Genomic DNA, 22392 nt, shown 5'->3' on the forward strand with positions numbered 1-22392 from the left:
ACGGGCGCCCCGCCTGATCTCCCGACGGGGGTCTAGAATTGATGACCCTTCCGCCGCAGGTCAATGAAAGGCGTTTCCTTATTCATGGGGCGCGGGAAAATTGTTCTCCCCATTTTGCGGCCTTGGCAGCGAAGTTTTATTCCGGTGCCCGCGGAGATCCATCGCGGCGGATCCGGATGACGTTCCGGGAAAACGGCTGGACAGCAGGTTTAATCTCCGGACCGCCTCGGCAGGAGTTCGATCCTCCGTCGGCGGCCGGCTGCCAGGCACAGGCCTCATCCGACTCGGGGGCGGCCTGCGGCACGAGCCCGGCTTCGCGATCGAACGGCCCGAATCGGGCGATCGAGCCGCCCGAGCCCCCGGTCGGGACAGCGCCGCCCGGCACCAGCCTTGACTTCCAGATTATAGCTGTTCTAATTCGCAACAGAGCGGCACGGCGCCGATCGTCATTCGGAGATACGCGACATGGCCAACGCCCATTGCGAGAGCTGCAAGTTCTTCGACGAGCACACCGGCAACGGCGCGGCGCCCCAGGCCGATGCCGGCCTGTGCCGGTTCAACCCGCCGGTCAGCCAGCCGGAGCCGGAATCCAAGGGCCTGTGGCCGGTGGTCTCCACGAACGACTGGTGCGGCCACTTCACCGCCGAGATGACCGCGGCCGAGTGAGCCCTGCGGGGTTCCCCGCGTCTCGGCGGCGGGTGAATGATCGGGGCCAGCCATCGCGGCTGGCCCTTTTTCGTGGGCGGCTCCGGCCGGCCCGAAACGAGAACGGCCGCGCGGAGGACCCGCGCGGCCGTGTCCGTCCGGTGATCCGCGAGCCGGGCGGGGCCGGCTCGCCTGGAGGGGGGCCTCAGAGGCTCCCGGGTCCCCTGGCGAAGCCCGCCAGGGTGAACAGGTCCACCGACAGCTTCGCGCCGACCACGAAGGCGTCGGGAATCCGCTTCGGTTGAGCGAAGTAGCGCTCCTGCAATTGTGGATTGATGACGTATTGCAGGTTCGGCATCAGGCGGATCGCCGGGGTCAACTGGATGCCGTAGTTCACCTCCAGGATGGTCTGCGACGAGGAAACACCGCCATAGCCCAGGCCGACCTTGGCGCGCGCCGCCCGGAGGTTGGCGGTACCGAGCGGCGAGAAGTGCTCCCAGGAGAAGCCGAAGCCGATCGTGTCGTAGGGCCGGCCCGCGAAGGTGCCGGTGAGGACGGCGCCGCCGTTCAGGAAGTAATCCTCGAACTGCCGCCCGCCGGTCCCGGCGAGGAAGGCCCCGAACAGGGTCAGGCCCTGCACGCCGGCCGGATCCGGACGCCACACCATCTGGTCGAACCGGGCGTAGATCGCCGACCGGCCGAACCGGGTCAGCGGATCGAGGCCGCTGAGCAGGTAGGAACCCCGCCGGACGTCCTGCACCGGATCGGTGTAATCCGACTGGTCGATGATCGCGCCGATGCCGTAGTTGCGCGGCAGCGGGTCGTTGCCGAAATTGGTCGAGTAGCCGACCTCGACCGGCACCACGACGCCGGTCGCGCCGCGGGTCGACCAGTCGATCCCGTTCTGGTCATCCCGCTGATCGCGCGGATTCACCTCGTAGACGCCGGCATGCACGAACACCTTGTCGGTGACCCAGGCCTTGGCGTGGGCGCCCCAGGTGGCGATCGGCCACCACGTGATGTTCGTCATCTTGAACGCGCCCTTCGGCGCGCCGCAGATACCGTTGTTCTGGAAGTTGCAGTAGAACGGCGAGGCCAGGAAGTTCGGATTGGCGAGCAGCCGGCCGACCTCGATGTCGAGGCGGTTGTCGAACAGCTTCTGCTCGTAGGACAGCGCGGTCAGGTGCGCCGTCTGGCCGCCGCCATAGATCTCCTGCACGCTGGTGGTGTTGCCGATATAGTCCTGCGCGAGGCTGCGCCCGTGGCGCTGGGTCACGATGGCGTGCACCGAGCCACCCTCGACCCCGGCGAGGCGGCCGAGATCGGCGTCGAGGCCGAAGAACACTTGGCCGGCATAGTCCGAGCCCTGGCGCCGGCCGCCGGATGGGTTGGTGGCGAACTGGCCCGTGTAGTTCAGGATCGCGGTGACCCCGTGCCCGAGATCGACGGTACCGGGCGGCAGCGACGCCGGGGCCGCGGCGGTGCCCTCCGCGATGCCCGAGGCCGCCGCGCTGCTGGCGCCCGCGAAGCTCCGGCCCTCACGGATGACCCGCCGCCGGGCCCGGTTCGCACGGTACTGGGCCTTCTGCGCCGGGCTGGCCTTCGGCCCCGGATTGACCAGGCTTGGCCCCCCGTCCGGCGCCGTGGCCGCGACCTGAGCCGCGGCCGCGCTGACGCCAGCCGTCATCGTTGCAGCGCACAGTGCGAGCGCCGCCCACTTTGTATGCTTCCTTTTCATCGTGACTCCCCCTTAACCGCGCGGCCTTCTCGGCTCTGTCGCGTTCGTGTTCCGCAGGGGCCTCCCCGGTCAGTCCGTGAAAGCCTCCACACTGCGGCGCTCGCCACGCAGGAAAGCGTCGGCGGCGTGGATCAGTGGATTCAGGTCGACGTTGCTGGCGCCGGAGCGGACCAGGGCGGCGAAGCGGTCGTAGAGGCCGCGATACTCGGCCTCGGGCGGCAGCGCCTGGTCGCGGCCGTCGATAGACAGGACCGCGCCGCCCTTCGACAGGACCAGGGTCCCGTCCTCGGTCTCGACGCGGATGTCCCAGGTCTGCGGACCGGTCTGGCGCCAGTCGAACGTGGCGTGGATCGGGGTGCCGGCGGCGTCCGTGAAGCGCAGATCGGCGGCGATCGGCGCCTGCCGGTTCTGCGGGATCTCCAGGGTCGCGCCGGTGAGGAAGAAGGGCGGCAGGATGTGGGTCGCGATCGACAGGGCGTTGATCCCCGGATCGAACACGCCCATCCCGCCGGCTTCCCAGATCCAGTCCTGGCCGGGATGCCAGTGCCGCACGTCCTCCATCCAGGCGATCGACACCGACCGGATCCGGCGCGTGGACAGCCAACTGCGCGCCGGCTCGACCCCGGGCGCGAAGCGGGAATGCCAGCTCGCGAACAGGCTCACCCCCCGCCGACGCGCGGCCTCGGCGAGGAGCCCGACCTCGGCCAGGGTCGCTCCCGGCGGCTTCTCCAGGAAGACGTGCAGTCCCGCCTCGATCGCCGCCAGGGCCGCTTCGAACCGCGCCTGCGGCGGCTGGCACAGGGCGACCGCCTGGAGGTCGCCCTGTGCCGCGATCATCTCGGACAGCGTCCGGTAATTGGGCACGCCCTCGTATTCGCCGTGGCGGCTCGCCACGGCCACCAGCGTGTAGTCCGGCGAGGCGCCGATCACCGGCAGATGCTGGTCCCGGGCGATCTTGCCGACGCCCACCAGACCGATGCGGATCGGATTCGTCATCTCAGAGTCCCCGCACGGAGATGTCGGCGGCCGGGGCGACCGCCAGGGGATTGCGCAGGGGCAGCGTGAAGGGCGCGGCCGCGATCTCGAACACGTCGCCCGGCCGGGCCGCGATCCCGTCGCTGAACGACAGGGTGGCGGTCCCGAAGAAATGCACGTGCACGTCGCCGGGCCGGCGGAACAGCGCATATTTGAAGTGGTGCCGCTCCAGGTTGTCGATACTGTGGGACATATTCGCCTCGCCCGAGAGGAACGGCTTCTCCCAGAGCACCGCGCCGTCGCGCAGGATGCGGCTCGTGCCGCGCACGTCCGGCGGCAGCGCGCCGAGCCAGAGTTCCGGACCGAGCGCCGCCGGGCGGAGCTTCGAATGCGCGAGCCACAGGTAGTTGCCGCGCTCGGTCACATGGTCGGAGAATTCGTTGGCCAGCGCGAAGCCGAGGCGCACCGGGGTCCCGTCGGCATCGATCAGGTAGATCCCGGCGATCTCCGGCTCCTCGCCGCCATCCTGCGCGAAGGCGGGGGAGATCAGCGGCTCGCCGGTCGCGACGATCGCGCTGCCGTCACCCTTGTAGAACCATTCGGGCTGGATTCCGGTCTCGCCGGGCGCCGGCTTGCCACCCGCGACGCCCATCCGGAACATGCGCATCGAGTCGGTCGGCGCCGGATCGGCCGCGGCGGCGCGATGCATCTTGTCGCGGCCCTCGGCCGAGCCGAGATGGGTCAGCCCGGTGCCGCTGAGCAGCAGATGCGCGGGATCCGCGTGGTCCACCGGCGGCAGCAGGCGCATGGCTGCCAGATCGACGACTTCGGACAGCCCGGCCCGCTCCGCCGTGGCGGCCAGATCGTCCCTCGCCGCGAGGGCCTTCCGCGCCAGCTCCAGCACGGTCCGGACGCCGAGCACCTGCCGCGCCGTGCCGTTCGCGAGGAGGGCGACGCCCCGCTGCCCGTCCGGGCGCTGGAATTGTAGGAGTGATCGTCCCATCGTCATTTCCCCCCGGGGCATCTTTGTCGGCGGCCTCTGCGGGCCGTCCCGAGACGCGGCTGAAGCGAGCCGCCCGGCGGCCCGTCAGCGGCCGGATTGCGGTTCGAGGACGCCGTCGATCCGGCGCGCGAGATGCCAGGGATTGTCCGGGCGCAGGGACGGCGGCAGCAGCGCCTCGGGCAGGTCCTGGTAGCAGACCGGGCGCAGGAACCGCTCGATCGCCAGGGTGCCGACCGAGGTGGTGCGGCCGTCCGAGGTCGCCGGGAACGGGCCGCCATGCACCATCGCGGGGCAGACCTCCACGCCGGTCGGCCAGCCATTGGCGAGGACGCGGCCGGCCTTGCGCGCCAGCAGCGGCACCAGCTGGGCGGCCAGGGGCTCGTCCGCCGGGTCGAGGTGCAAAGTCGCGGTGAGCTGCCCGCCGAGGGACGCGATCACCCGGGCGATCTCCGCCCCGTCGGCGGCCGCCACCAGGATCCCCGCGGGGCCGAACATCTCCTCGGTCAGCGACGGGTCGGCCAGCAGGTGGCGCGCCTCGGTGCGCAGCAGCGCGGCGGGGGCGCCCCCCGGCCCGGCCTTCGCGCCGCGCGCCGCCACCGTCACCCCCGGGCGCTCGGCCATGGCGGCGACGGCGCCCTCGAACCGGGCGCGGATGTCGGCCGTCAGCATCGTGTGCGGCGCGCTCTCCCGGATCGCCGCCCCGGCAGCCTCCGCGAAGGCCTCGAGCTCGGGGCCGGCGATGCCGATCAGCAGGCCCGGATTGGTGCAGAACTGCCCCGCCCCCAGCGTGAGCGACTGCACGAAGGCCGTGCCCAGGGCCGCGCCCCGGGCCCGCAGGGCCGCGGGCAGGAGCAGCACGGGATTGACCGCGCTCATCTCGGCATAGACCGGGATCGGCTCGGGCCGGGCGGCCGCCACCCGCATCAGCGCCAGCCCGCCCCCGCGTGAGCCGGTGAAGCCCACGGCCTTGATCCGCGGATCCGATACCAGCGCGGCGCCGAGGGCGTTCGACGGCCCCGGCAGGTAGGAGAACACGCCCGCGTGCAGGCCGCTCGCGGCGACCGCGGACCGCACGGCCCGGGCCACCAGCTCCCCGGTCCCGGGATGGGCCGGATGACCCTTCACCACCACCGGGCAGCCGGCCGCGAGCGCCGAGGCGGTGTCGCCGCCCGCCACCGAGAAGGCCAGCGGGAAGTTCGAGGCCCCGAACACCGCCACCGGGCCGAGGGCCACATGGCGCCGGCGCAGGTCCGGCCGGGGCAGCGGCTGGCGCTTGTGCTGCGCCGGATCGATCGTCGCCTGCACCCATTCGCCCGAGCGGACGAGGTTCGCGAACAGGCGCAGCTGCCCGATCGTGCGGCCGCGCTCACCCTCCAGGCGCGCCTGCGGCAGCCCGGTCTCGGCCATCGCCCGCTCGATCAGCGCTGGGCCGAGATCGGCAATGGCCGCGGCCGCCGCTTCGAGGAAGCCCGCCCGCGTCTCGGGATCGGTCTCCGAGAAGCTCGGGAAGGCCGCCTCCGCCAGCGCGCAGGCGGCCTCGACCTCGCCGGCGCCCGCGGCCGAGAACACCGGATCCAGGGCCGCGCCGGTCGCCGCATCGACGGCCCGGAACGTCTCCGAGGTCGTCACGTCCCCCTCGCCGATCAGGACGGTGCCGCGGATCGCCGCGTTGTCTTGAGGTTGTTTACTCATACAAATAGGTTAGATCAGTTCGATCTGAGCCGCAAGCGCTTCCGCCATATCGCTTAAGGATGCCGGCGCTTGCGCTCATACAACTTCCGGGTACGATCCTGGGGATCCTGGCCCGTCCCGTGGCTCGGACTGGGAGGTCGTGGGTGAGACAGGATCGCGGACACGAGGATATCAGGCTTCCGCTTGCGTCAGGCTCGCGTCGCATCCACGGCTCGGTGGCGCGCGACCTCGGGGTGGCGATCCTGGGGGGGCGTTACGCGCCGGGCGACGTGCTGCCCGGGGAGATCGAGTTCGCGGAGCAACTCAAGGTTTCCAGAACGGCCTATCGCGAGGCGATTCGGATCCTGAGCGCCAAGGGGCTCGTGGAGAGCCGCCCGCGCACCGGGACGCGGGTGAGCCAGCGCAGCCGCTGGAATCTGCTCGATCCGGACATCCTGGCCTGGGCCTTCGAATCGGAGCCGAGCGAGATCTTCATCCGCGATCTGTTCGAGCTGCGGATGATCGTGGAGCCGGCCGCGGCGGCGCTCGCGGCCGAGCGGCGCTCGAGTCTCGATCTCGCCCGGATGGGCCACGCCCTGGAGGAGATGGGCCGCCACGGCCTCAGCACGGATGAGGGCCGGGCCGCCGATCAGGCCTTCCACACCGCGATCCTGGAGGCCGCGCGCAACGGCCCGCTGGTCGCCCTGTCGAGTTCCATCGCGGCGGCCGTCACGTGGACGACGATCTTCAAGCATCGCCGCCAGAGCATGCCCCGGGACCCGATGCCCGATCACCGGGCCCTCTACGAGGCGATCGTGGCGGGCGATCCGGAGGCCGCCCGCCGGACGATGACCGAACTGGTCCGCCTCGCCCTGGCCGACACCGAATTGGCGCTTCGGCCCTGAAAATCCGGGTTTCCAAAGGGCGAGCCCTTTGGTGGGGTATCGGGGTGAAACCCCGATGTCGGGCTTTGCCCGAACCCGGCAGGGTTCCGCCCTGCACCCGCCAAAGGTCCCGGACCCAGCCCTTTTAAGGTGTTTGCGGAAGCAACGAGACAGGGGCCAAGCGCACTCTCCTCCCCCTTGTGGGGAGGAGTTGGAGGTGGGGGTGGTGCAGACGGCACCGCTGCGCCTCATCCTGCACCACCCCCACCCCTGGCCCCTCCCCACAAGGGGGAGGGGAAAAGGCGTTGCTCTTTCAGGATGTTAGAGCCACGACTTGCGATTTTCGCAGCTGGCCCAAACACCTTAACAGGGCTGGTCCCGGACCTTTCGAATCCGGGACCTTGTGCCAATCAGTGGTTGTCGCGCGGCAGGCCGCTGGTCTGGGCGATGCGCTGGAAGCGCTCGGCACCCTCCAGGATCGCGCCCGTGTGCATCTGCCCCACCGTGGCGCGCTGCATCGCCTGCCAGGGCGTCTGCGAGGCCGGGTAGGCGTAGCCGCCCGCCGCCTCCAGGGCCTTCCGGCGGCGCTCCAGCTCGTCGGCATCCACCAGCATGTCGGCGGTGCCCCGGCGCAGATCGACCCGCACCCGGTCGCCGGTGCGCAGCAGCGCGAGGCCGCCCCCGGCCGCCGCCTCCGGCGAGGCGTTGAGGATCGAGGGCGAGGCCGAGGTGCCGGACTGGCGCCCGTCGCCGAGGCACGGCAGCGCGTGCACGCCCGCCTTGATCAGCTCGGCGGGCGGGCGCATGTTCACCACCTCGGCCGCCCCGGGATAGCCCACCGGCCCGGCGCCCCGCATCACCAGCAGGGTCTCCTCGGTGATGCCGAGGCTCGGATCGTCGATCCGGTGGTGGTAATCCTCCGGCCCGTCGAACACCACGACCGGGCCCTCGAAGGCGTCCGGATCCTCGGGGTTCGACAGGTAGCGCTTGCGGAATTCCTCGCCGATCACGCTGGTCTTCATCACCGCGGCCTCGAACAGGTTGCCGCGCAGCACGAGGAAGCCGGCCGCCTCCTTCAGGGGCTTGTCGATCGGCCGGATCACGTCCTCGTCCTCGATCGTCGCGCCGCGGCAATTGTCGCCGATCGTGCGGCCGTTCACCGTCAGCGCGCCCTCGCGGATCAGGCCGCGGCTCATGAGCTGCGCCACCACGGCCGGCAGGCTGCCGGCGCGGTAGTAATCCTCGCCGAGATAGGCGCCGGCCGGCTGCAGGTTGACGAGCAGCGGCACGTCGAGCCCGTAGGTCTGCCAGTCGGTGATGTCGAGCTCGACGCCCATGTGCCGGGCGATCGCCGCGAGGTGGATCGGCGCGTTGGTCGAGCCGCCGATCGCCGAGTTGACCACGATGGCGTTGAGGAAGGCGTCGCGGGTCAGGATCTCGGAGGGCTTCAGGTCCTCCGCCACCATCTCCACGATGCGCTTGCCGGTCTGGTAGGCGACCTCCTGCCGGTCGCGGTAGGGCGCCGGGATCGCCGCCGAGCCCGGCAGCATCATGCCGAGCGCCTCGGCCAGCGTGTTCATCGTGGTCGCCGTGCCCATCGTGTTGCAGAAGCCGGTCGAGGGCGCCGACGAGGTCACGAGCTTGATGAAGCCGTCATTGTCGATCTCGCCCGCCGCCAGCATCTCGCGGGCCTTCCAGACGATCGTGCCCGAGCCGGTGCGCTGGCCCTTGAACCAGCCGTTGAGCATCGGGCCGACCGAGAGGGCGATGGCCGGGATGTTCACGGTGGCGGCCGCCATCAGGCAGGCCGGGGTGGTCTTGTCGCAGCCCGTGGTCAGCACCACGCCGTCGAGCGGGTAGCCGTAGAGCAGTTCCACGAGGCCGAGATAGGCGAGGTTCCGGTCGAGCCCCGCGGTCGGCCGCTTGCCGGTCTCCTGGATCGGGTGGACCGGGAATTCGAGCACGATGCCGCCGGCCTCGCGGATGCCCTCGCGGATCCGCTCCGCCAGGACGAGATGGTGGCGGTTGCACGGCGAGAGGTCCGAGCCGGTCTGGGCGATGCCGATGATCGGCTTGCCCGAGCGCAGCTCCTCCAGGCTGAGGCCGAAATTCAGATAGCGCTCCAGGTAGAGCGCCGTCATGTCGATATTGGCGGGGTTGTCGAACCAGGCGCGGGAGCGCAGGGGCCGGGCGGTCTTGGAATCGGTCATCGGTGGGTCCGGTGGGCGGGGCTGGTCGAGAAGCGGTAGGTGATCACGTTCCGGTAGGTCTGGCCGGGATCGAGCCGGGCTGAGCCGAAGGCCGGTTGATTGGGCGTGTCGGGAAAGAGTTCGGGCTCCAGCGCCAGGGCGTCCGACTGCCGGTAGGCGAGGCCGGATTTCCCCACCGCGGTCGCGTCGAGGAAGTTGCCCGCATAGAACTGCACCCCCGGCTGGTTGCTGGCAATCTCCAGTATTCGACCCGATTCCGGATCCTCGACCCGGGCCACCGGGTGCGGCTCGGCCGTGGGCGCGTCGGTCACGATCCAATTGTGGTCGTAGCCGCGCCCGCGGACGATCTGCGCGTCCCGGCCGTCGCGGATGCGCGCGCCGATCGCCGTCGGCGTGCGGAAGTCGAACGGCGTGCCCGCCACCGGACGATGCTCCCCGGTCGGGATCAGGGTCGCGTCCACCGGCGTGTAGCGCTCGGCCGGGATGGTCAGGAGATTGTCCAGGATCGAGCGGCCGGAGCCCTCGCCCGCGAGGTTGAAGAAGCTGTGGTTGGTCAGGTTGACGATGGTCGGCCGGTCGGTGGTCGCCTCGTAGGTGACGGTGAGCGTGCCGGTGTCGTCCAGCCGGTAGGTGGCGGTCGCCGTCAGCGTGCCGGGATAGCCTTCCTCGCCATCCGGGCTGACGTAGCGCAGGCTCACCGAGGGGGCGGCCCCACCCGTCACGGCGGTGATCGTCCAGAGCCGCTTGTCGAAGCCGGCCGCGCCGCCATGCAGGGCGTTCGGCCCGTCATTGGTGGCCAGCGTGTAGGTCTGCCCGTCGAGGGTGAAGCGGCCCGCCCGGATGCGGTTGGCGTAGCGGCCGACGCTCGCGCCGAAATAGTTGGGCTTGGCGAGGTAGCCCGCGAGGTCGTTGTAGCCGAGCACCACGTCGGCGGTCTTGCCGGTCCGGTCCGGCACCTCGAGCGTCCGCAGGATCGCCCCCCAGGACAGGATCCGCGCCGTGACCCCCCGGCCGTTGGTCAGCGTCACCTCCTCGACCGTGCGGCCGTCCGGTAGGGTGCCGAACACGGTCCGGACCGGCTCGGCCGCCTGGGCCAGCGCCGGAATCATCGCGCCGGCGCAGAGCGCCACGGGTCCTACGCCGCGCATCGTGTCCTCCCTGGGTGGATTCCCTGCCGCGCCGGGCACGCGCGCACGGGAGCCGCGGTTGACCTCCGCGAATCCCGTATATACTCAGACAAATGAAAGGGGCAACACGGTGCCCGCTCAATTGGCCCGATAGGGAAAGGAAACGCGCGATGGCAGCACCGATCGCGAGCGTCGGACCGGCGGCGGGCCGGACGGCCGCGGCCGGCGTACAGGATCAGGCGCGCTACCGCCCGGCCCTGTCGCTGCTGGCGAGCCTGTTCTTCATGTGGGGCTTTATCACGGTGATCAACAACACGCTGCTGCCGCATCTGCGCAGCGTGTTCGACCTCGACTACACCCAGACCACGCTGATCGAGTCGGTCTGGTTCATCGCGTATTTCGTAGCCTCGATCCCGGCGGCGAAGCTGATCGCGCGGGTCGGCTACCAGCGCGCCTTGGTGATCGGCCTCGGCATCATGGCGGCCGGCACCTTCGGGATGGTGCTGGCCTCCCGTGAGGTCTCCTACGCGATCACCCTGACCGCCCTGTTCGTGATCGCGAGCGGCATCACCCTGCTGCAGGTCGCGGCGAACCCCTACGTGGCGGTGGTCGGCCCGGCCGAGAGCGCCTCGGCGCGGCTCAACCTCGTGCAGGCGTTCAACTCGCTCGGCACCACCCTGGCGCCGCTGTTCGGCGGCTACCTGATCCTCGGCCGCTCCACCTCGGGCAATGCCGCGGCGGGCACCGTCCTGACCCAAGCCGAGCGGCTGGCCGACGCGCAGTCGGTGCAGCTGCCCTACCTGATCGTGGCGGCGGTGCTCATCGGGCTCGCCGTGGTGATCGCCCGGTTCCCGCTGCCGGCCATCGGCGGCACGGCGGGCGCGGCGCCCGCCAAGGCCGGGGGCGCGGGCGGGTCGCTCTGGCGCCACCGCAACCTCGTCTTCGGCGTGCCGGCGATCTTCATCTACCTGATCGCCGAGATCGGTGTGTCGAACCTGTTCATCAGCTTCGTGTCGCAGCCCGAGATCGGCGACCTGACCCACGTCCAGGCCGCGCGCTACCTGTTCCTGCTCTGGGGCGGGATGATGATCGGCCGCTTCGTCGGCAGTTACCTGATGCAGAGCCGGCCGGCCGAGGCGGTGCTCGCCGGGGCGGCGATCGGCGCCTGCGCGGTGATGCTGGTGGCGGCCTTCGGGACCGGCCCTCTCGCCCTATGGGCGCTGATCGCGGTCGGCCTGTTCCACGCGATCATGTTCCCGACGATCTTCACCCTCGGCATCCGCGGCCTGGGGCCGCTCACCGAGAAGGGCGCGGGGCTGCTGATCATGGCGATCGCGGGCGGCTCCCTGGTGGTGGTGCAGGGCTGGGCGGCGGACCGGTTCGGGCTGCAGCACTCCTTCCTGATCACCGCGGCCTGCGAACTCTACGTGCTGTTCTACGCCGTCTGGGGCTGCCGGGCCTCGCGGGCGGCCTGACCGGAAGGCGAAGCCATGGCAGCAGGGATCCGCATCGTCGCCCGTTCCGGAAGCCAGATCGGGCGCGACCGGCTCGGCGAGGGCCCGATCTGGGTGCCGGAGCGAGGCACGCTGTTCTGGGTCGACATCGAGGCCCCGGCCCTGAACTGGCTCGACCTCGCGAGCGGCGAGACCGGCCGCCGGCCCTTCCCGGAGCCTTTGGGCTGGATCATCCCGCGCGCCGGCCGGCGGGACTTCATCGTCGGGCTCAAGAGCGGCTTCGCGACCTACGACTTCGAGGCCGACCGCCTCGTGCCGATCGGCGACCCGGAGCCCGACTATCCCGACAACCGCCTGAACGACGCCAAGGTGGATTTCGCCGGCCGGATCTGGGCCGGCAGCATGCACCAGGCCGAGACGGCGGTCTCGGGCTCCCTGCACCGGCTCGATCCCGACCTGACCTGGAAGCGGATGGACGGCGCGTACGGGGTCGCCAACGGCCCGACCTTCAGCCTCGACGGCCGGATCATCTATCACAGCGACAGCGCCGCCCGGACGGTCTACGCCTTCGACCTCGCCCAGGACGGGACGCTCTCGGGCAAGCGGCCGTTCCTGCGCTTCCCGGATGAATGGGGCTGGCCCGACGGCATGACCACCGATGCGGAGGGCTGTCTCTGGATCGCCCATTGGGGCGGCGGCCGGATCAGCCGCGTGGATCCCGAGGGGCGGCTGATGCGGGCGGTCACCCTCCCCGCCCCCAACATCACGAGCTGCGCCTTCGCGGGCGACGGGCTCGACCGCCTGTTCGTCACCTCGGCCTCGCGGGGGGCGGAGGGCGTGCCGGAGGCCGGGGCGCTGTTCGAGGTCGATGTCGGCGTGCGGGGGCTGCTGCCGCGGGCTTTCGGGGGGTGAGGCCGGATCCGGCCGTCATCGTGCGCGGAGCGAAGCCGTCCGGGGTTACCCGACATGGGCGGGCGTGGCGCGGCCTCGGTTGCGCTTTGTGACGGTCCCCTTCCAGCGGCCATCACGATGCGGGCGCCATCGCCGGGGCCGTGCTACCATCGGGCTTCGGTCGGGAGAGGCACCGCGAGACACGGATGGATCTGGTCACGCCGCACGATGTCCTGTCGGCCTATGCCCAGGCCGAGATCAGCGCCGACGATGCCATCGCGTCGCTCGGCCTGAATGGGGTTCGCGACCTGATCCTCGCGATGGCCGAGGCCGGACATCACCTCCCGCGTCCGGCCGAGGCGGACGTCGAGGCCCAGCTAGCCGCCGCGATGCCTCTGCTGCTGTCCGTTCTCAACGACGGACGCGGCGATGCTTGACCTTGTGATCCCCGATACGGGCCCCCTGATCACGCTGGCGCTCGCCGATCGTCTGGATCTGCTCGATCGGTTCCGGTGCCCGATCCTGGTCACCGACATGATCCACGCCGAATTGACGCGCGGGCCCGATACGGCACCCGACAAGGCCGCGTTCGAGCGCTGGTATGCCGGGCGGGGCAACCGGGTCCAGACGGTGGACACCCTGTACGGTACGATGTGGCGGGAACTCCCCGAAGCGACGCGGCGGACCATCAAACGGCAATTTCCGAATGCCGGTGAGGAATCCATCCGGGAGTTCGCGGCACGGGTCGCCGATGTTCTGCCAGGGGATGACCAGATCCTCGTCCTGTTCGAGGAGGACAAGGTCAAACGCATGACCTTCGGCAGGCATGTCCACCTGCTCCACACCTGGGCCTTCCTGGTGGCCCTGGAACGGATGGGCGTCATTCCGTCGGCCGACGATCTCCTCAAGCAGGTCGAAGACCGCGGCCGGATGATTGCGCGTGATGTGTACGAACGCCGGGCCTCCGCGGAGGGTGGCGGGCCGCAGGATTGGACGGGTGACTACGACCGTCGACCGGCCTGACGGGTCTCGTCGCCCGCTTCCCGATCGGATCCTACGCCGCCACCAACTCGGCGAGCCACCCCCGCGCCTTCTGCAATTCGTCCCAGGGCGTCTCCCCGAGGGGGAAGTGCACCCCGAGGACGACGCTCAGCACCGCGTTCAGATGGGCGAGGTGCTGCCGCTCCTCTGCGCTGCGGATACCGCCGCCGCGCCGCTCGGCGATGATCGCGTCGCGGAACCGCGTCAGCTCGGCGGTCGCCTCCGAGAGCGTGTCGTCGTCGCGCTCGGGCTTGCGCGCCAGCACCGTGTCGAGGGCGGCGAGCGCCCGGTGCCCGCAATCCTGTCCGGGGGCGCTCACGACACCGCCTCCGGCCGCCGGAGCACGTCCGGACGGGCCTTGCGGCCGGGCCGGATGTTGCAGGTGATCGCCTTGGTGGTGTGGATGCTGGTGTTGGCGTCCCCCGTGATCGCCAGCAGCACGTTGGCGACGTCGCCCCGGGCGTAGCCCTGCCAGCCATAGACCCAGGGCATCCCGATCTGGTGGACCACCCGTCCGTCGATCCGGAACGGCTTCAGCCGCTCCGTCACCATCGCCTTGACCTCGACCTCGCCCCGCAGGGTCGAGATCACCGTCCAGCCGAGATGGTCGATCCCGAGTTCCGCGGCGAGTTCCGGCGAGATCTCCACGAAGGCCTCCGGCTGCAGCTCCGCCGTGTGCGGCATGACCCTCGTGGCGATGCCGCCGCAATGCATCTCGGTGAGGCGGAAGGTGGTGAACACATAGGGGAAGCGCGGGTCGGCGGTGGCGTGGAGTTCGTTGCCGGGCCGGCCCCAGAGCTTCGCCGTCGGGTTGCGCTGCTGCTTCGGATAGAGCGGGTTGCGCACCGGGCTCTCGATCGGCTCGTAATGGGTCGGCAGCGGGCCGTCCTTGAGGCCGGAGGGGACGAACAGCGCGCATTTGCCGTCCGCCTCCATGATGAACGGGTCGTCGCCGCCGAGCGCGTCCATGCCGTGCGGCCGCTTCGACCAGTCCGGGCGGTAATCGGGCCGCTTGTCGGCCAGGAAGTCCGGCACGTCGTCGCCGGTCCACTTGGCTTGCGCCTCGTCCCACCAGATCATCTTCTTGCGCTCCGACCAGGGCTTTCCGGCCGGATCCGCGGAGGCGCGGTTGTAGAGCGTCCGCCGGTTGAGCGGCCACGTCCAGGCCCAGCCGAGATGGGCGCCGGATTCCCCCGGCCCGTCCGGCCGGCGCGAACGGGACAGGTTCTTCCCCGCCTCCGGGAAGATGCCGCAATACATCCAGCCGCCGCAGGCCGTGGAGCCGTCGTCCTTGAGCTGGCGGTAATCCGGGACCTGCCGCCCGTCCGCCACGGTCCAGCCGTTGATCTCGCGCAGCACCGCCTCGGCGTCGGGCTCCTGCTTCTCGCCCTTGAGTTCGTAGTCCCAGGTCAGCGCCTGGATCGCCCGGTCCTTCGGCTCGGTGGAATCCCGGTAGAGCTCCTTCAGGCGCCGCCCGAGATGGACGATGAACCAGAGATCCGAGCGGCTGTCGCCCGGCGCCTCGCAGACCACGTCGTGCCACTGCACGAGGCGGCTCGTGTTGGTCACCGATCCGTCCTTCTCGCCCGGCATGGCGGCCGGCAGGAAGAACATCTCGGTGCCGATCTCCTCGGGCCGGACCTCGCCCTTGCGCACCCGGTGGCCCTGCTGCCAGAAATTGGCGGTCTCCGTCATGGCGAAGTCGCGCACCACCATCCATTCGAGGTTGGCGAAGCCGCGCTCGACGAGCTCGGAATTCACCGCCCCCACGGCCGGGTTCTGGCCCAGGATGAACTGGCCCTTCACCACCCGGTCCGACATCGCCATGGTCATCGGCTCCTGGGAGGCGTCGCCGGTGAGCTTGGGCAGGAACTGGTAGCCCCAGTCGTTCCCGGCCGTCGCGGTCTCGCCGTACCAGGCCTTGAGCAGGCTGATCACGTATTTCGGCATGTTCGACCACCAGCCCGTGGGCGGCGTCTCGGTCTTGAGATACCGGTCCAGGGTGGCGTGGTCGTGGAACACGTTCGGCTGCGGCAGGTAGGTCGGCAGCATGTTGTAGAGCGTCGGGATGTCGGTGGAGCCCTGGATGCTGACATGGCCGCGCAGCGCCATGATGCCCCCGCCCGGCCGCCCGACATTGCCGAGCAGCCCCTGGATGATGCTCGCCGCGCGGATGATCTGGACGCCGGTCGAATGGTGCGTCCAGCCGACCGCGTAGGTGAAGGCCCCGGTCCTCTCCCGCCCTGAATTCCGCGCAAAAGTCTCGGTGATGCGGACGAAGAGATCCTTCGGGCAGCCGGTCACCCGCTCGACCATCTCAGGGGTATAGCGCGCGTAGTGGCGCCTCATGATCTGGTAGACGCAGTTCGGGTGCTGCAGGGTCGGGTCCTGCGGCGGCGGCGACTTGGTCATGCTCTCGAAGGCCTCGCCCTCGTCCGACCCGCCTTCCTGCGACTGCACCCGGTGCTCGGCCACCGGCGAGGGCACGGTCTTGCCGGCATATTGCCACGTGTCCTGCGAGTAGGTCCCGGCCACCGGGTCGTAGCCCGAGAACAGGCCCTCGTTCTGCTCCGGGTCGCCGTAGCCCTCCTCGATGATGTGGCTGATATTCGTGTAGGCCATCGCGAAGTCGCGGAACCAGAGGTCGTTCTCCAGGATGTGGCGGATCATCCCGCCGAGGAAGGCGATGTCGCTCCCGGAGCGGATCGGCGCGTAGATGTCGGCGAGCGCGCTGGTGCGGGTGTAGCGCGGGTCGATGTGGATCACGGTCGCGCCGCGGCGCTGGGCCTCCACGACGAAGCGGAACCCCACGGGATGGTTCTCCGCGATGTTGGAGCCCATCTCGATGATGCAGTCGGAATTGGCGAGGTCCCACAGCGCCATGGTGGCGGCGCCGCGCCCGAAGGTGGTACCCAGACTGGGCACCGAGGACGAGTGNCAGATGCGGGCCTGGTTCTCGATGTTGACCATCCCGAGGCCGCCGCCGAACAGCTTCTTGATGAGGTAATTCTCCTCGTTGTCCATGGTGGCGCCGCCGAGGGAGCCGAGACCGAGGGTGTGGTTGACGATCCGGCCGTCCGGCAGGGTCTCGGCGAAGGTCTCGTCGCGGACCTGCTTGGTGAGCTGCGCGATGCGCTCCATCGCCCAGGCGAGCGGCCGCTTCTCCCAGCGGTCGGAATAGGGCGCGCGGTAGAGCACGTCGCTGATCCGCTCCGGCGAGAGCAGCATGCCGAGCGTGCCGGCGCCCTTCGGGCACAGGGTGCCCTGGTTGATCGGGCTGCGCGGATCGCCCTCCACGTGGATCGGCTTGCCGTTCTTGGCGTAGATCAGCTGGCCGCAGCCCACCGCGCAGAACGGGCAGACGCTGGTGCCGATCCGGTCGGCCTCCTCCAGGCGCGGGCGCAGGTTCGCGGAGGTCGTGCTGCGCGCCGCCTCCGCCATCACGCTCTGCCCGGCGAGCTGGCGCGGGAGCGACCAGTCCCGCACGAAGCCCGCCACCCTCTCCGTCAAGCGTCTGCGGATCGTCGCCATCGTGCCACCCGTTGCTCGGTCTTCGCGGGGTTAAGCCGGGCAGGCGGCCGTTTTGTTCCCGGCCTCGGCGCCGTCCTGGTGCCGTCTTGGCGCCTTCGGAAAGCAATCGCGCCGCAGGATCGGGTCAAGTTCGTATCGTGGCAGAAACTTCGGTGACATGCGGCGGTTGTCGGAGCAGCTGCGAGCTATTCCAGCCTGCAACGACCGCGCGCCCAGGGGACGAAGTGTGACGTATGTTAAAGAGGGCGTGGTCACCATCGTCCAGGAGAGCCGCTTCCAGCTCACGGACGATAACGGGATCGCGCACCTGTTCCTTCTGGACCGCAACGCCGGGGCCGAGCCGGCGCAGCTCGCCCCGCTCCAGGCCCGTCAGGCGCGGGTGCGCGTCACCTACGAGCAGGCCCGCAACCTGATCGGCCTCGTGGCCCGCTCGGTCAGCCTCCTTCCCCCTGCGGCCCGCTGAGGAGGCGTCAGCCCGTGAACATGCACCCCCGTGCCCTCGAGCACGCCACCTCCACCCTGGATCACGTGATCCCGAACGAATCCGAGCTCACCGCCGGGGCTCGGATCGTGCCGGGCCGGTCCTACGGCTTCTTCACCGACACCACCGTGTGCATCGGCTGCAAGGCCTGCGAGGTCGCCTGCAAGGAGTGGAACAACCTGCCGGCCGACAATCTCGGGCTCACCGGCCAGAGCTTCGACAACACCGGCGCCCTCTCGGCCAACACATGGCGGCACGTCGCCTTCGTGGAGAAATCCGGATCCCACGGCCTCCGGGACGGTCTGGACCAGAAGTTCCAGTCCGGCTGGCTGATGATGAGCGACGTGTGCAAGCACTGCCACAACGCCCCCTGCCTGGAGGCCTGCCCCACGGGCGCGCTGTTCAAGACGGAGTTCGACACGGTCGTGGTGCAGCAGGACATCTGCAACGGCTGCGGCTACTGCGTCCCGGCCTGCCCGTTCGGCGTGGTCGACGTCAGCACGGTGGACGGCAAGGCGCACAAGTGCACCCTCTGCTACGACCGCCTGAAGGGCGGCCTGGAGCCGGCCTGCGCCAAGTCCTGCCCGACCGACTCGATCCAGTTCGGCGAACTCTCCGATCTCCAGGTCCGGGCGGCCGAGCGGGTCGAGCACCTGCACGGCATCGGCGTGGAGAGCGCCTACCTGTACGGCACGCCCGATGCCCCCGGCGCCACCGGCGGTCTCGGGCACCTCAACGCCTTCTTCCTGCTGACCGACCGGCCGGAGGTCTACAACCTGCCGGCCGCCCCGACCCGGCCGGCGAACCGGGTGGCGCCGAGCCTCGCCACGGGCCTCGCCACGGTGGCGGCCCTGGCGCTGGCGAGCGCCTTCCTGTTCGCGCCGTCTCCGGAAGACCGCCGCGGAGGCCGCCGATGACCACCACGATCAGCCCGGACGCGGCTGCCGCCACGCAGGACGGGCCCGAGGACGCGCCCCGAATCCCCCGCCGGGCGACCGCGCCGCCCTCGGTCCACGGAAGGCCGAACCGGGCCGGCTGGACCGGGCCGACCTATTACGGCCGCTCCCAGCTCAAAGCCTCGCCCTTCGAGAACCCGGTGGTGGGCGGCTACATCTTCCTCGCCGGCCTGTCCGGCTCGGCCGCGGTGATCGCGGCGCTGGCCGACCTCCGGCAGGGCGCGGCGGCGGCGGCGCTGGTCCGCCGGGGGCGCTACCTCGCGCTGGTGGCCCCCATCCTCGGTGCGCCGCTGCTGATCTACGACCTGCACACGCCGAAGCGCTTCTACAACATGCTGCGGGTGGCCAAGCACACCTCGCCCATGTCGATCGGCACCTGGATCCTGATGGGCTTCACGGGGGCGGCCGGCCTCACCGCGGCGGCGCAGGCCGGCACCGACCTCTGGCCGCGGCTGCGGGGCCTGAACGGCCTCGCCCGCGCCGCCCAGGTGCCGACGGCGCTCACCGGCCTCGGCCTCTCGACCTACACGGCCTCGCTCCTCTCGGCGACCTCGACGCCGCTCTGGGCGGCGGCCCCGCGGAGCCTCGCCATGCGGTTCGGCGCCTCGTCGATGGCGTCCGCCGCCTCGGCGCTCGCCCTGACCGAGCCGGATCCGGACCACCGCCGGGCGCTGGAAGGCACGGCCGCGGCGGCGCTGGCGGTCGAGCTCGCCGGAGCGGCGATCGCGCACGCCACCTACCGGCGCACGGGGGTCGAAGGGGCGCTCAAGGGGAAGGCCGGCCGGGTGGAGCATATCGGGGCGACGCTCCTCGGCACCGCCCTCCCGCTCGGGATCCTGGCGGCCTCGCTGCTCACCCGCCGGGGGCTGCCGCGCCCGGTGACGGCGCTCGCCGCGGTGGCGACGCTGGCGGGCACGGCGGCCCTGCGGGTCTCGATCATGGCGGCGGGGGATCGCTCGGCCGAGGATCCGGACGTGAGCTTCCGGTTCAGCCAGCCCGAGAACCTGCCGGAGCGGTGAGCGGGAAAGCGCACGGTGCCCGTTGTCGTGCGCCTACGCTGTTCACGCATCGCGGTCTGAGGGACGGTTTCGATTGATCCGGATCGAAGCCCGCTGCGCCCTCCCTCCCCCGCAAAGGGGGAGGGAGGGCGCGGTGTCTGCCCGCCCAATCCGACGACGACCTGTGAATCCGCTAGCCCGACGGGCAGAGAGGGCCGGGCGGCGACCTCCATGGGCGCGGTTCTACATCGGGATTTCTCGATCAGATCGCCGGATTACGTGCCGACGGCACGGAAAATACGTATGACTATTTTCTCTTTCGACTTTGCCCGTCGTGAAATCTGAATAGCGCCGTATAAATCCCCAAGTGCCATCCGAGACAAGCTGGCCTTCCGCCTGTCTAGGGCCGCTCAAGCCCCTGACCAGATGGGGCGGATCGTCTCGTGAAGATTTGTTCCGCGCGAAGAGCAATTGCTCATACTTTCCCTGAACTTAGCATTAAGGCGCCCATTTTCGCCGCTCAAAGGCAGAATTTAACCTGAGTTGTTTCCTTCGGACCGAATTCCCGATCTACATAGCTTTAAATCCTCGCAGGGGAATATCGCACCTCGTGCCGGAATCCGTGCTCATCACCGGCGGCGCCGGCTTCATCGGCCGCCATCTCTCCCTCGCGCTGCTGCGTCGCGGCTACCACGTGCGGGTGCTCGACAGCCTGATCGAGCAGGTCCATGGCGGCGACAGGAACGGCGCCGAGGCGTTGCCACCCGAGGTCGAGTTCCAGGCCGGCGATGTTCGCGACGGCGCGGCGGTCGCGAAGGCCCTGCGCGGGATCGACCGGGTCGTGCACCTCGCCGCCGAGGTCGGCGTCGGCCAGAGCATGTACGCGGTCGAGCGCTACGTCTCGGTCAACGATTGCGGCACGGCGGTGCTGTTCCAGCAGCTGATCGAGGCCCCGGTGAAGCGGGTGGTGGTGGCCTCCTCCATGAGCATCTACGGCGAGGGGCTCTACCGCACCTCCGACGGCGGCACCGCCGAGGAGGTGGTCCGCCGCCCGCGCCGGCCCGGGGAGCCCTGGGACCCCCTCGACGCGCAGGGTCAGCCCATGCGGCCGATCCCGACGCCGGAATCGAAGCGCCCGGCTCTAGCCTCCGTCTACGCGCTGACCAAGTACACGCAGGAGCGCCTGACGCTGACGCTCGCCCCCGCCTACGGGATGGAGGGCGTGGCGCTCCGCCTGTGGAACGCCTACGGACCGGGCCAGGCGCTGTCGAATCCCTATACCGGCGTGCTGGCGATCTTCGCGGCGCGCCTCCTCAACGGCCAGCCGCCGATGATCTTCGAGGACGGCGAACAGCGGCGCGACTTCGTCCACGTGGAGGACGTCGCCCTGGCCTTCGCGCTGGCCCTGGAGCACCCGGCCGCCGCCGGTCAGGTCTACAACGTCGGCAGCGGCGAGGACCGCACGGTCAGCGAGGTCGCCCGGCTGCTCGCCCGCGCCATGGGCCGCGAGGGGATCGCGCCGGAGGTGACCGGTCAGGCGCGGCTCGGCGACATCCGCCACTGCATCGCCGATATCGGCAGGATCCGGCGGGAACTCGGCTACGCGCCGCGCCGCGACTTCACGGAGGGGCTCGCCGAACTCGCCGCCTGGGTGGCCGAGCAGCAGGCCATCGACCGGGTCGCGGAGGCGCGGCGCGAGCTCGAAGCGCGCGGTCTCGTCGCGTGAGCGGGCGGCCGATCCTCGTCACGGGCGGCGCCGGCTTCATCGGCGCCAACCTGTCGGACAGCCTCGCGGCCGACGGCCACGCCGTGATCGTCTACGACGCCCTGTCGCGTCCGGGCGTCGCCGCCAACCTCGACTGGCTGCGCCGCCGCCACGGCAGCCGGATCACCGCGATCGTCGCCGACATCCGGGACGCCGAAGAACTTGCCCGCGCGGTGGCGGAGGCGGGGGCGGTGTTCCACTTCGCCGCCCAGGTCGCGGTGACCACGAGCCTCGTGGCGCCCCGGGCCGATATGGAGATCAACCTCCTCGGCACCGTGAACCTGCTGGAGGCCCTGCGCGCCCTCTCGCGGCCGGTGCCGCTCCTCTACGCCTCGACCAACAAGGTCTATGGCGACCTGCCCGATATCGCGCTCGAAGCGGTCGGCGACGCCTACCTGCCGGCCGATGAGGGCCTGCGGGCGCGGGGCATCGGCGAGGCGCGGCCGCTGGACTTCCACACCCCCTACGGCTGCTCCAAGGGCGCGGCGGACCAGTACGTGCTCGACTACGCCCGCAGCTTCGGCCTGCCGGCGGCGGTGATGCGGATGAGCTGCATCTACGGCCCCCGCCAGATGGGCAACGAGGATCAGGGCTGGGTCGCGCATTTCCTGATCCGGGCGCTCGCGGGCGAGCCGGTCACGCTCTACGGCGACGGGCGGCAGGTGCGCGACATCCTGCACGTGCGCGACGTGGTGGCGGTCTACCGGGCGGCGCTCGCCCGCATCGACGCCGCTTCGGGTCACGCCTTCAACATCGGGGGCGGCCCCGGCAACGCCGTGAGCCTGCTCCAACTCCTCGACCATGTCGGCGCGCTGCTGGGGCGCCCGGTGGTGCGCGGCGTCCAGGACTGGCGCCCGGGGGACCAGCGCTACTACGTCTCCGACACGCGCCGGGCCTTCGGGACCCTCGGGCTCGCGCCCTTCCTGGACTGGCGCGACGGCGTCGCCGACCTCGCCGCCTGGCTCGCGGCCGAGCGCGCGCGGCCGGGCGCCGCCCCGATCGCGGGAGCGGCCGCATGAGGG

General features: G+C 70.6%; 19 protein-coding genes. 11 read left to right on the forward strand and 8 right to left on the reverse strand.

The annotated features are described in order from the left end of the window. The first annotated feature begins 465 nt into the window (after positions 1-465). Positions 466-666, forward strand: a complete 201-nt coding sequence (locus tag FVE89_RS21585; RefSeq protein ID WP_160536328.1) for a hypothetical protein — start codon at positions 466-468, stop codon at positions 664-666. Positions 667-850: 184 nt separating this feature from the next. Here the strand turns inward: FVE89_RS21585 and FVE89_RS21590 are convergent, their stop codons facing one another. The 4 genes from FVE89_RS21590 to FVE89_RS21605 all read right to left on the reverse strand — a co-directional run bounded on the left by FVE89_RS21590 (position 851) and on the right by FVE89_RS21605 (position 6053). Further along, entirely contained in the window at positions 851-2332 is a 1482-nt protein-coding gene (locus FVE89_RS21590) for a carbohydrate porin (RefSeq protein WP_202130980.1), read from the reverse strand. Positions 2333-2452: 120 nt separating this feature from the next. Next, positions 2453-3379, reverse strand: a complete 927-nt coding sequence (locus FVE89_RS21595) for a Gfo/Idh/MocA family oxidoreductase (RefSeq protein ID WP_160536330.1) — start codon at positions 3377-3379, stop codon at positions 2453-2455. 1 nt (position 3380) lies between these two features. After that, positions 3381-4361 (reverse strand): AraD1 family protein, encoded by a 981-nt coding sequence (gene araD1, locus FVE89_RS21600; protein ID WP_160536331.1) that lies wholly within the window; start codon positions 4359-4361, stop codon positions 3381-3383. An 84-nt stretch (positions 4362-4445) separates the two neighbouring features. Then, complete coding sequence (locus tag FVE89_RS21605) at positions 4446-6053, reverse strand: aldehyde dehydrogenase (NADP(+)) (RefSeq protein ID WP_160536332.1); 1608 nt, start codon at positions 6051-6053, stop codon at positions 4446-4448. Positions 6054-6196: 143 nt separating this feature from the next. Here FVE89_RS21605 and FVE89_RS21610 point away from each other — a divergent pair, with 143 nt between their 5' ends. Continuing rightward, positions 6197-6937, forward strand: coding sequence for a FadR/GntR family transcriptional regulator (locus FVE89_RS21610; RefSeq protein ID WP_160536333.1), 741 nt, complete (start codon positions 6197-6199; stop codon positions 6935-6937). Between the two features lie 389 nt (positions 6938-7326). Here FVE89_RS21610 and FVE89_RS21615 read toward each other — a convergent pair whose 3' ends face one another. After that, positions 7327-9126, reverse strand: a complete 1800-nt coding sequence (locus FVE89_RS21615; RefSeq protein ID WP_160536334.1) for an IlvD/Edd family dehydratase — start codon at positions 9124-9126, stop codon at positions 7327-7329. Next, positions 9123-10274, reverse strand: coding sequence for an aldose epimerase family protein (locus FVE89_RS21620; RefSeq protein WP_202130981.1), 1152 nt, complete (start codon positions 10272-10274; stop codon positions 9123-9125). The genes FVE89_RS21615 and FVE89_RS21620 overlap by 4 nt, the downstream gene beginning before the upstream one ends. 149 nt (positions 10275-10423) lie before the next feature. Here FVE89_RS21620 and FVE89_RS21625 point away from each other — a divergent pair, with 149 nt between their 5' ends. The 4 genes from FVE89_RS21625 to FVE89_RS21640 all read left to right on the forward strand — a co-directional run bounded on the left by FVE89_RS21625 (position 10424) and on the right by FVE89_RS21640 (position 13621). Continuing rightward, on the forward strand, positions 10424-11728 hold the full coding sequence (locus FVE89_RS21625; protein WP_160536335.1) for a sugar MFS transporter: 1305 nt from the start codon (positions 10424-10426) through the stop codon (positions 11726-11728). A gap of 15 nt (positions 11729-11743) precedes the next feature. Continuing rightward, entirely contained in the window at positions 11744-12619 is an 876-nt protein-coding gene (locus FVE89_RS21630) for an SMP-30/gluconolactonase/LRE family protein (protein WP_160536336.1), read from the forward strand. A 185-nt stretch (positions 12620-12804) separates the two neighbouring features. After that, positions 12805-13035: a hypothetical protein gene (locus FVE89_RS21635; RefSeq protein ID WP_160536337.1), complete on the forward strand. Its 231-nt coding sequence runs from the start codon at positions 12805-12807 to the stop codon at positions 13033-13035. Between the two features lie 4 nt (positions 13036-13039). Continuing rightward, positions 13040-13621 (forward strand): hypothetical protein, encoded by a 582-nt coding sequence (locus FVE89_RS21640; protein ID WP_160536338.1) that lies wholly within the window; start codon positions 13040-13042, stop codon positions 13619-13621. A 31-nt stretch (positions 13622-13652) separates the two neighbouring features. Here FVE89_RS21640 and FVE89_RS21645 read toward each other — a convergent pair whose 3' ends face one another. Then, positions 13653-13958 (reverse strand): hypothetical protein, encoded by a 306-nt coding sequence (locus FVE89_RS21645; protein WP_160536339.1) that lies wholly within the window; start codon positions 13956-13958, stop codon positions 13653-13655. Next, positions 13955-17170, reverse strand: coding sequence for a formate dehydrogenase (gene fdh / locus FVE89_RS21650; protein ID WP_160536340.1), 3216 nt, complete (start codon positions 17168-17170; stop codon positions 13955-13957). Before fdh ends, FVE89_RS21645 begins: the two co-directional genes overlap by 4 nt. 226 nt (positions 17171-17396) lie before the next feature. On the opposite strand from fdh, the gene FVE89_RS21655 reads away from it, so the two are divergent. The 5 genes from FVE89_RS21655 to FVE89_RS21675 all read left to right on the forward strand — a co-directional run bounded on the left by FVE89_RS21655 (position 17397) and on the right by FVE89_RS21675 (position 22389). Continuing rightward, positions 17397-17633, forward strand: a complete 237-nt coding sequence (locus FVE89_RS21655; RefSeq protein ID WP_160536341.1) for a hypothetical protein — start codon at positions 17397-17399, stop codon at positions 17631-17633. A gap of 20 nt (positions 17634-17653) precedes the next feature. Beyond that, positions 17654-18568 (forward strand): 4Fe-4S dicluster domain-containing protein, encoded by a 915-nt coding sequence (locus FVE89_RS21660; RefSeq protein ID WP_160536485.1) that lies wholly within the window; start codon positions 17654-17656, stop codon positions 18566-18568. Beyond that, a complete protein-coding gene (gene nrfD, locus FVE89_RS21665) occupies positions 18565-19626 on the forward strand; it encodes an NrfD/PsrC family molybdoenzyme membrane anchor subunit (protein ID WP_160536342.1) in 1062 nt (353 codons plus the stop codon). Before FVE89_RS21660 ends, nrfD begins: the two co-directional genes overlap by 4 nt. A 589-nt stretch (positions 19627-20215) precedes the next feature. After that, positions 20216-21331 (forward strand): NAD-dependent epimerase/dehydratase family protein, encoded by a 1116-nt coding sequence (locus FVE89_RS21670; RefSeq protein ID WP_160536343.1) that lies wholly within the window; start codon positions 20216-20218, stop codon positions 21329-21331. Next, complete coding sequence (locus FVE89_RS21675) at positions 21328-22389, forward strand: SDR family NAD(P)-dependent oxidoreductase (protein WP_160536344.1); 1062 nt, start codon at positions 21328-21330, stop codon at positions 22387-22389. Before FVE89_RS21670 ends, FVE89_RS21675 begins: the two co-directional genes overlap by 4 nt. Positions 22390-22392 lie beyond the last annotated feature (3 nt).

Origin of the sequence: Methylobacterium sp. 2A, from assembly GCF_009806555.1 — a bacterium.
GTDB lineage: Bacteria > Pseudomonadota > Alphaproteobacteria > Rhizobiales > Beijerinckiaceae > Methylobacterium.

Excerpts from the sequence above, each read along its gene's own strand:
- FVE89_RS21625 (WP_160536335.1), top strand. The coding sequence starts at position 10,424 with ATGGCAGCACCGATCGCGAGCGTCGGACCGGCGGCGGGCCGGACGGCC.
- FVE89_RS21595 (WP_160536330.1), bottom strand. The coding sequence starts at position 3,379 with ATGACGAATCCGATCCGCATCGGTCTGGTGGGCGTCGGCAAGATCGCC.
- araD1 (WP_160536331.1), bottom strand. The coding sequence starts at position 4,361 with ATGGGACGATCACTCCTACAATTCCAGCGCCCGGACGGGCAGCGGGGC.
- FVE89_RS21615 (WP_160536334.1), bottom strand. The coding sequence starts at position 9,126 with ATGACCGATTCCAAGACCGCCCGGCCCCTGCGCTCCCGCGCCTGGTTC.
- FVE89_RS21620 (WP_202130981.1), bottom strand. The coding sequence starts at position 10,274 with ATGCGCGGCGTAGGACCCGTGGCGCTCTGCGCCGGCGCGATGATTCCG.
- nrfD (WP_160536342.1), top strand. The coding sequence starts at position 18,565 with ATGACCACCACGATCAGCCCGGACGCGGCTGCCGCCACGCAGGACGGG.
- FVE89_RS21660 (WP_160536485.1), top strand. The coding sequence starts at position 17,654 with ATGCACCCCCGTGCCCTCGAGCACGCCACCTCCACCCTGGATCACGTG.
- FVE89_RS21635 (WP_160536337.1), top strand. The coding sequence starts at position 12,805 with ATGGATCTGGTCACGCCGCACGATGTCCTGTCGGCCTATGCCCAGGCC.
- FVE89_RS21605 (WP_160536332.1), bottom strand. The coding sequence starts at position 6,053 with ATGAGTAAACAACCTCAAGACAACGCGGCGATCCGCGGCACCGTCCTG.
- FVE89_RS21630 (WP_160536336.1), top strand. The coding sequence starts at position 11,744 with ATGGCAGCAGGGATCCGCATCGTCGCCCGTTCCGGAAGCCAGATCGGG.
- FVE89_RS21585 (WP_160536328.1), top strand. The coding sequence starts at position 466 with ATGGCCAACGCCCATTGCGAGAGCTGCAAGTTCTTCGACGAGCACACC.
- FVE89_RS21590 (WP_202130980.1), bottom strand. The coding sequence starts at position 2,332 with ATGACGGCTGGCGTCAGCGCGGCCGCGGCTCAGGTCGCGGCCACGGCG.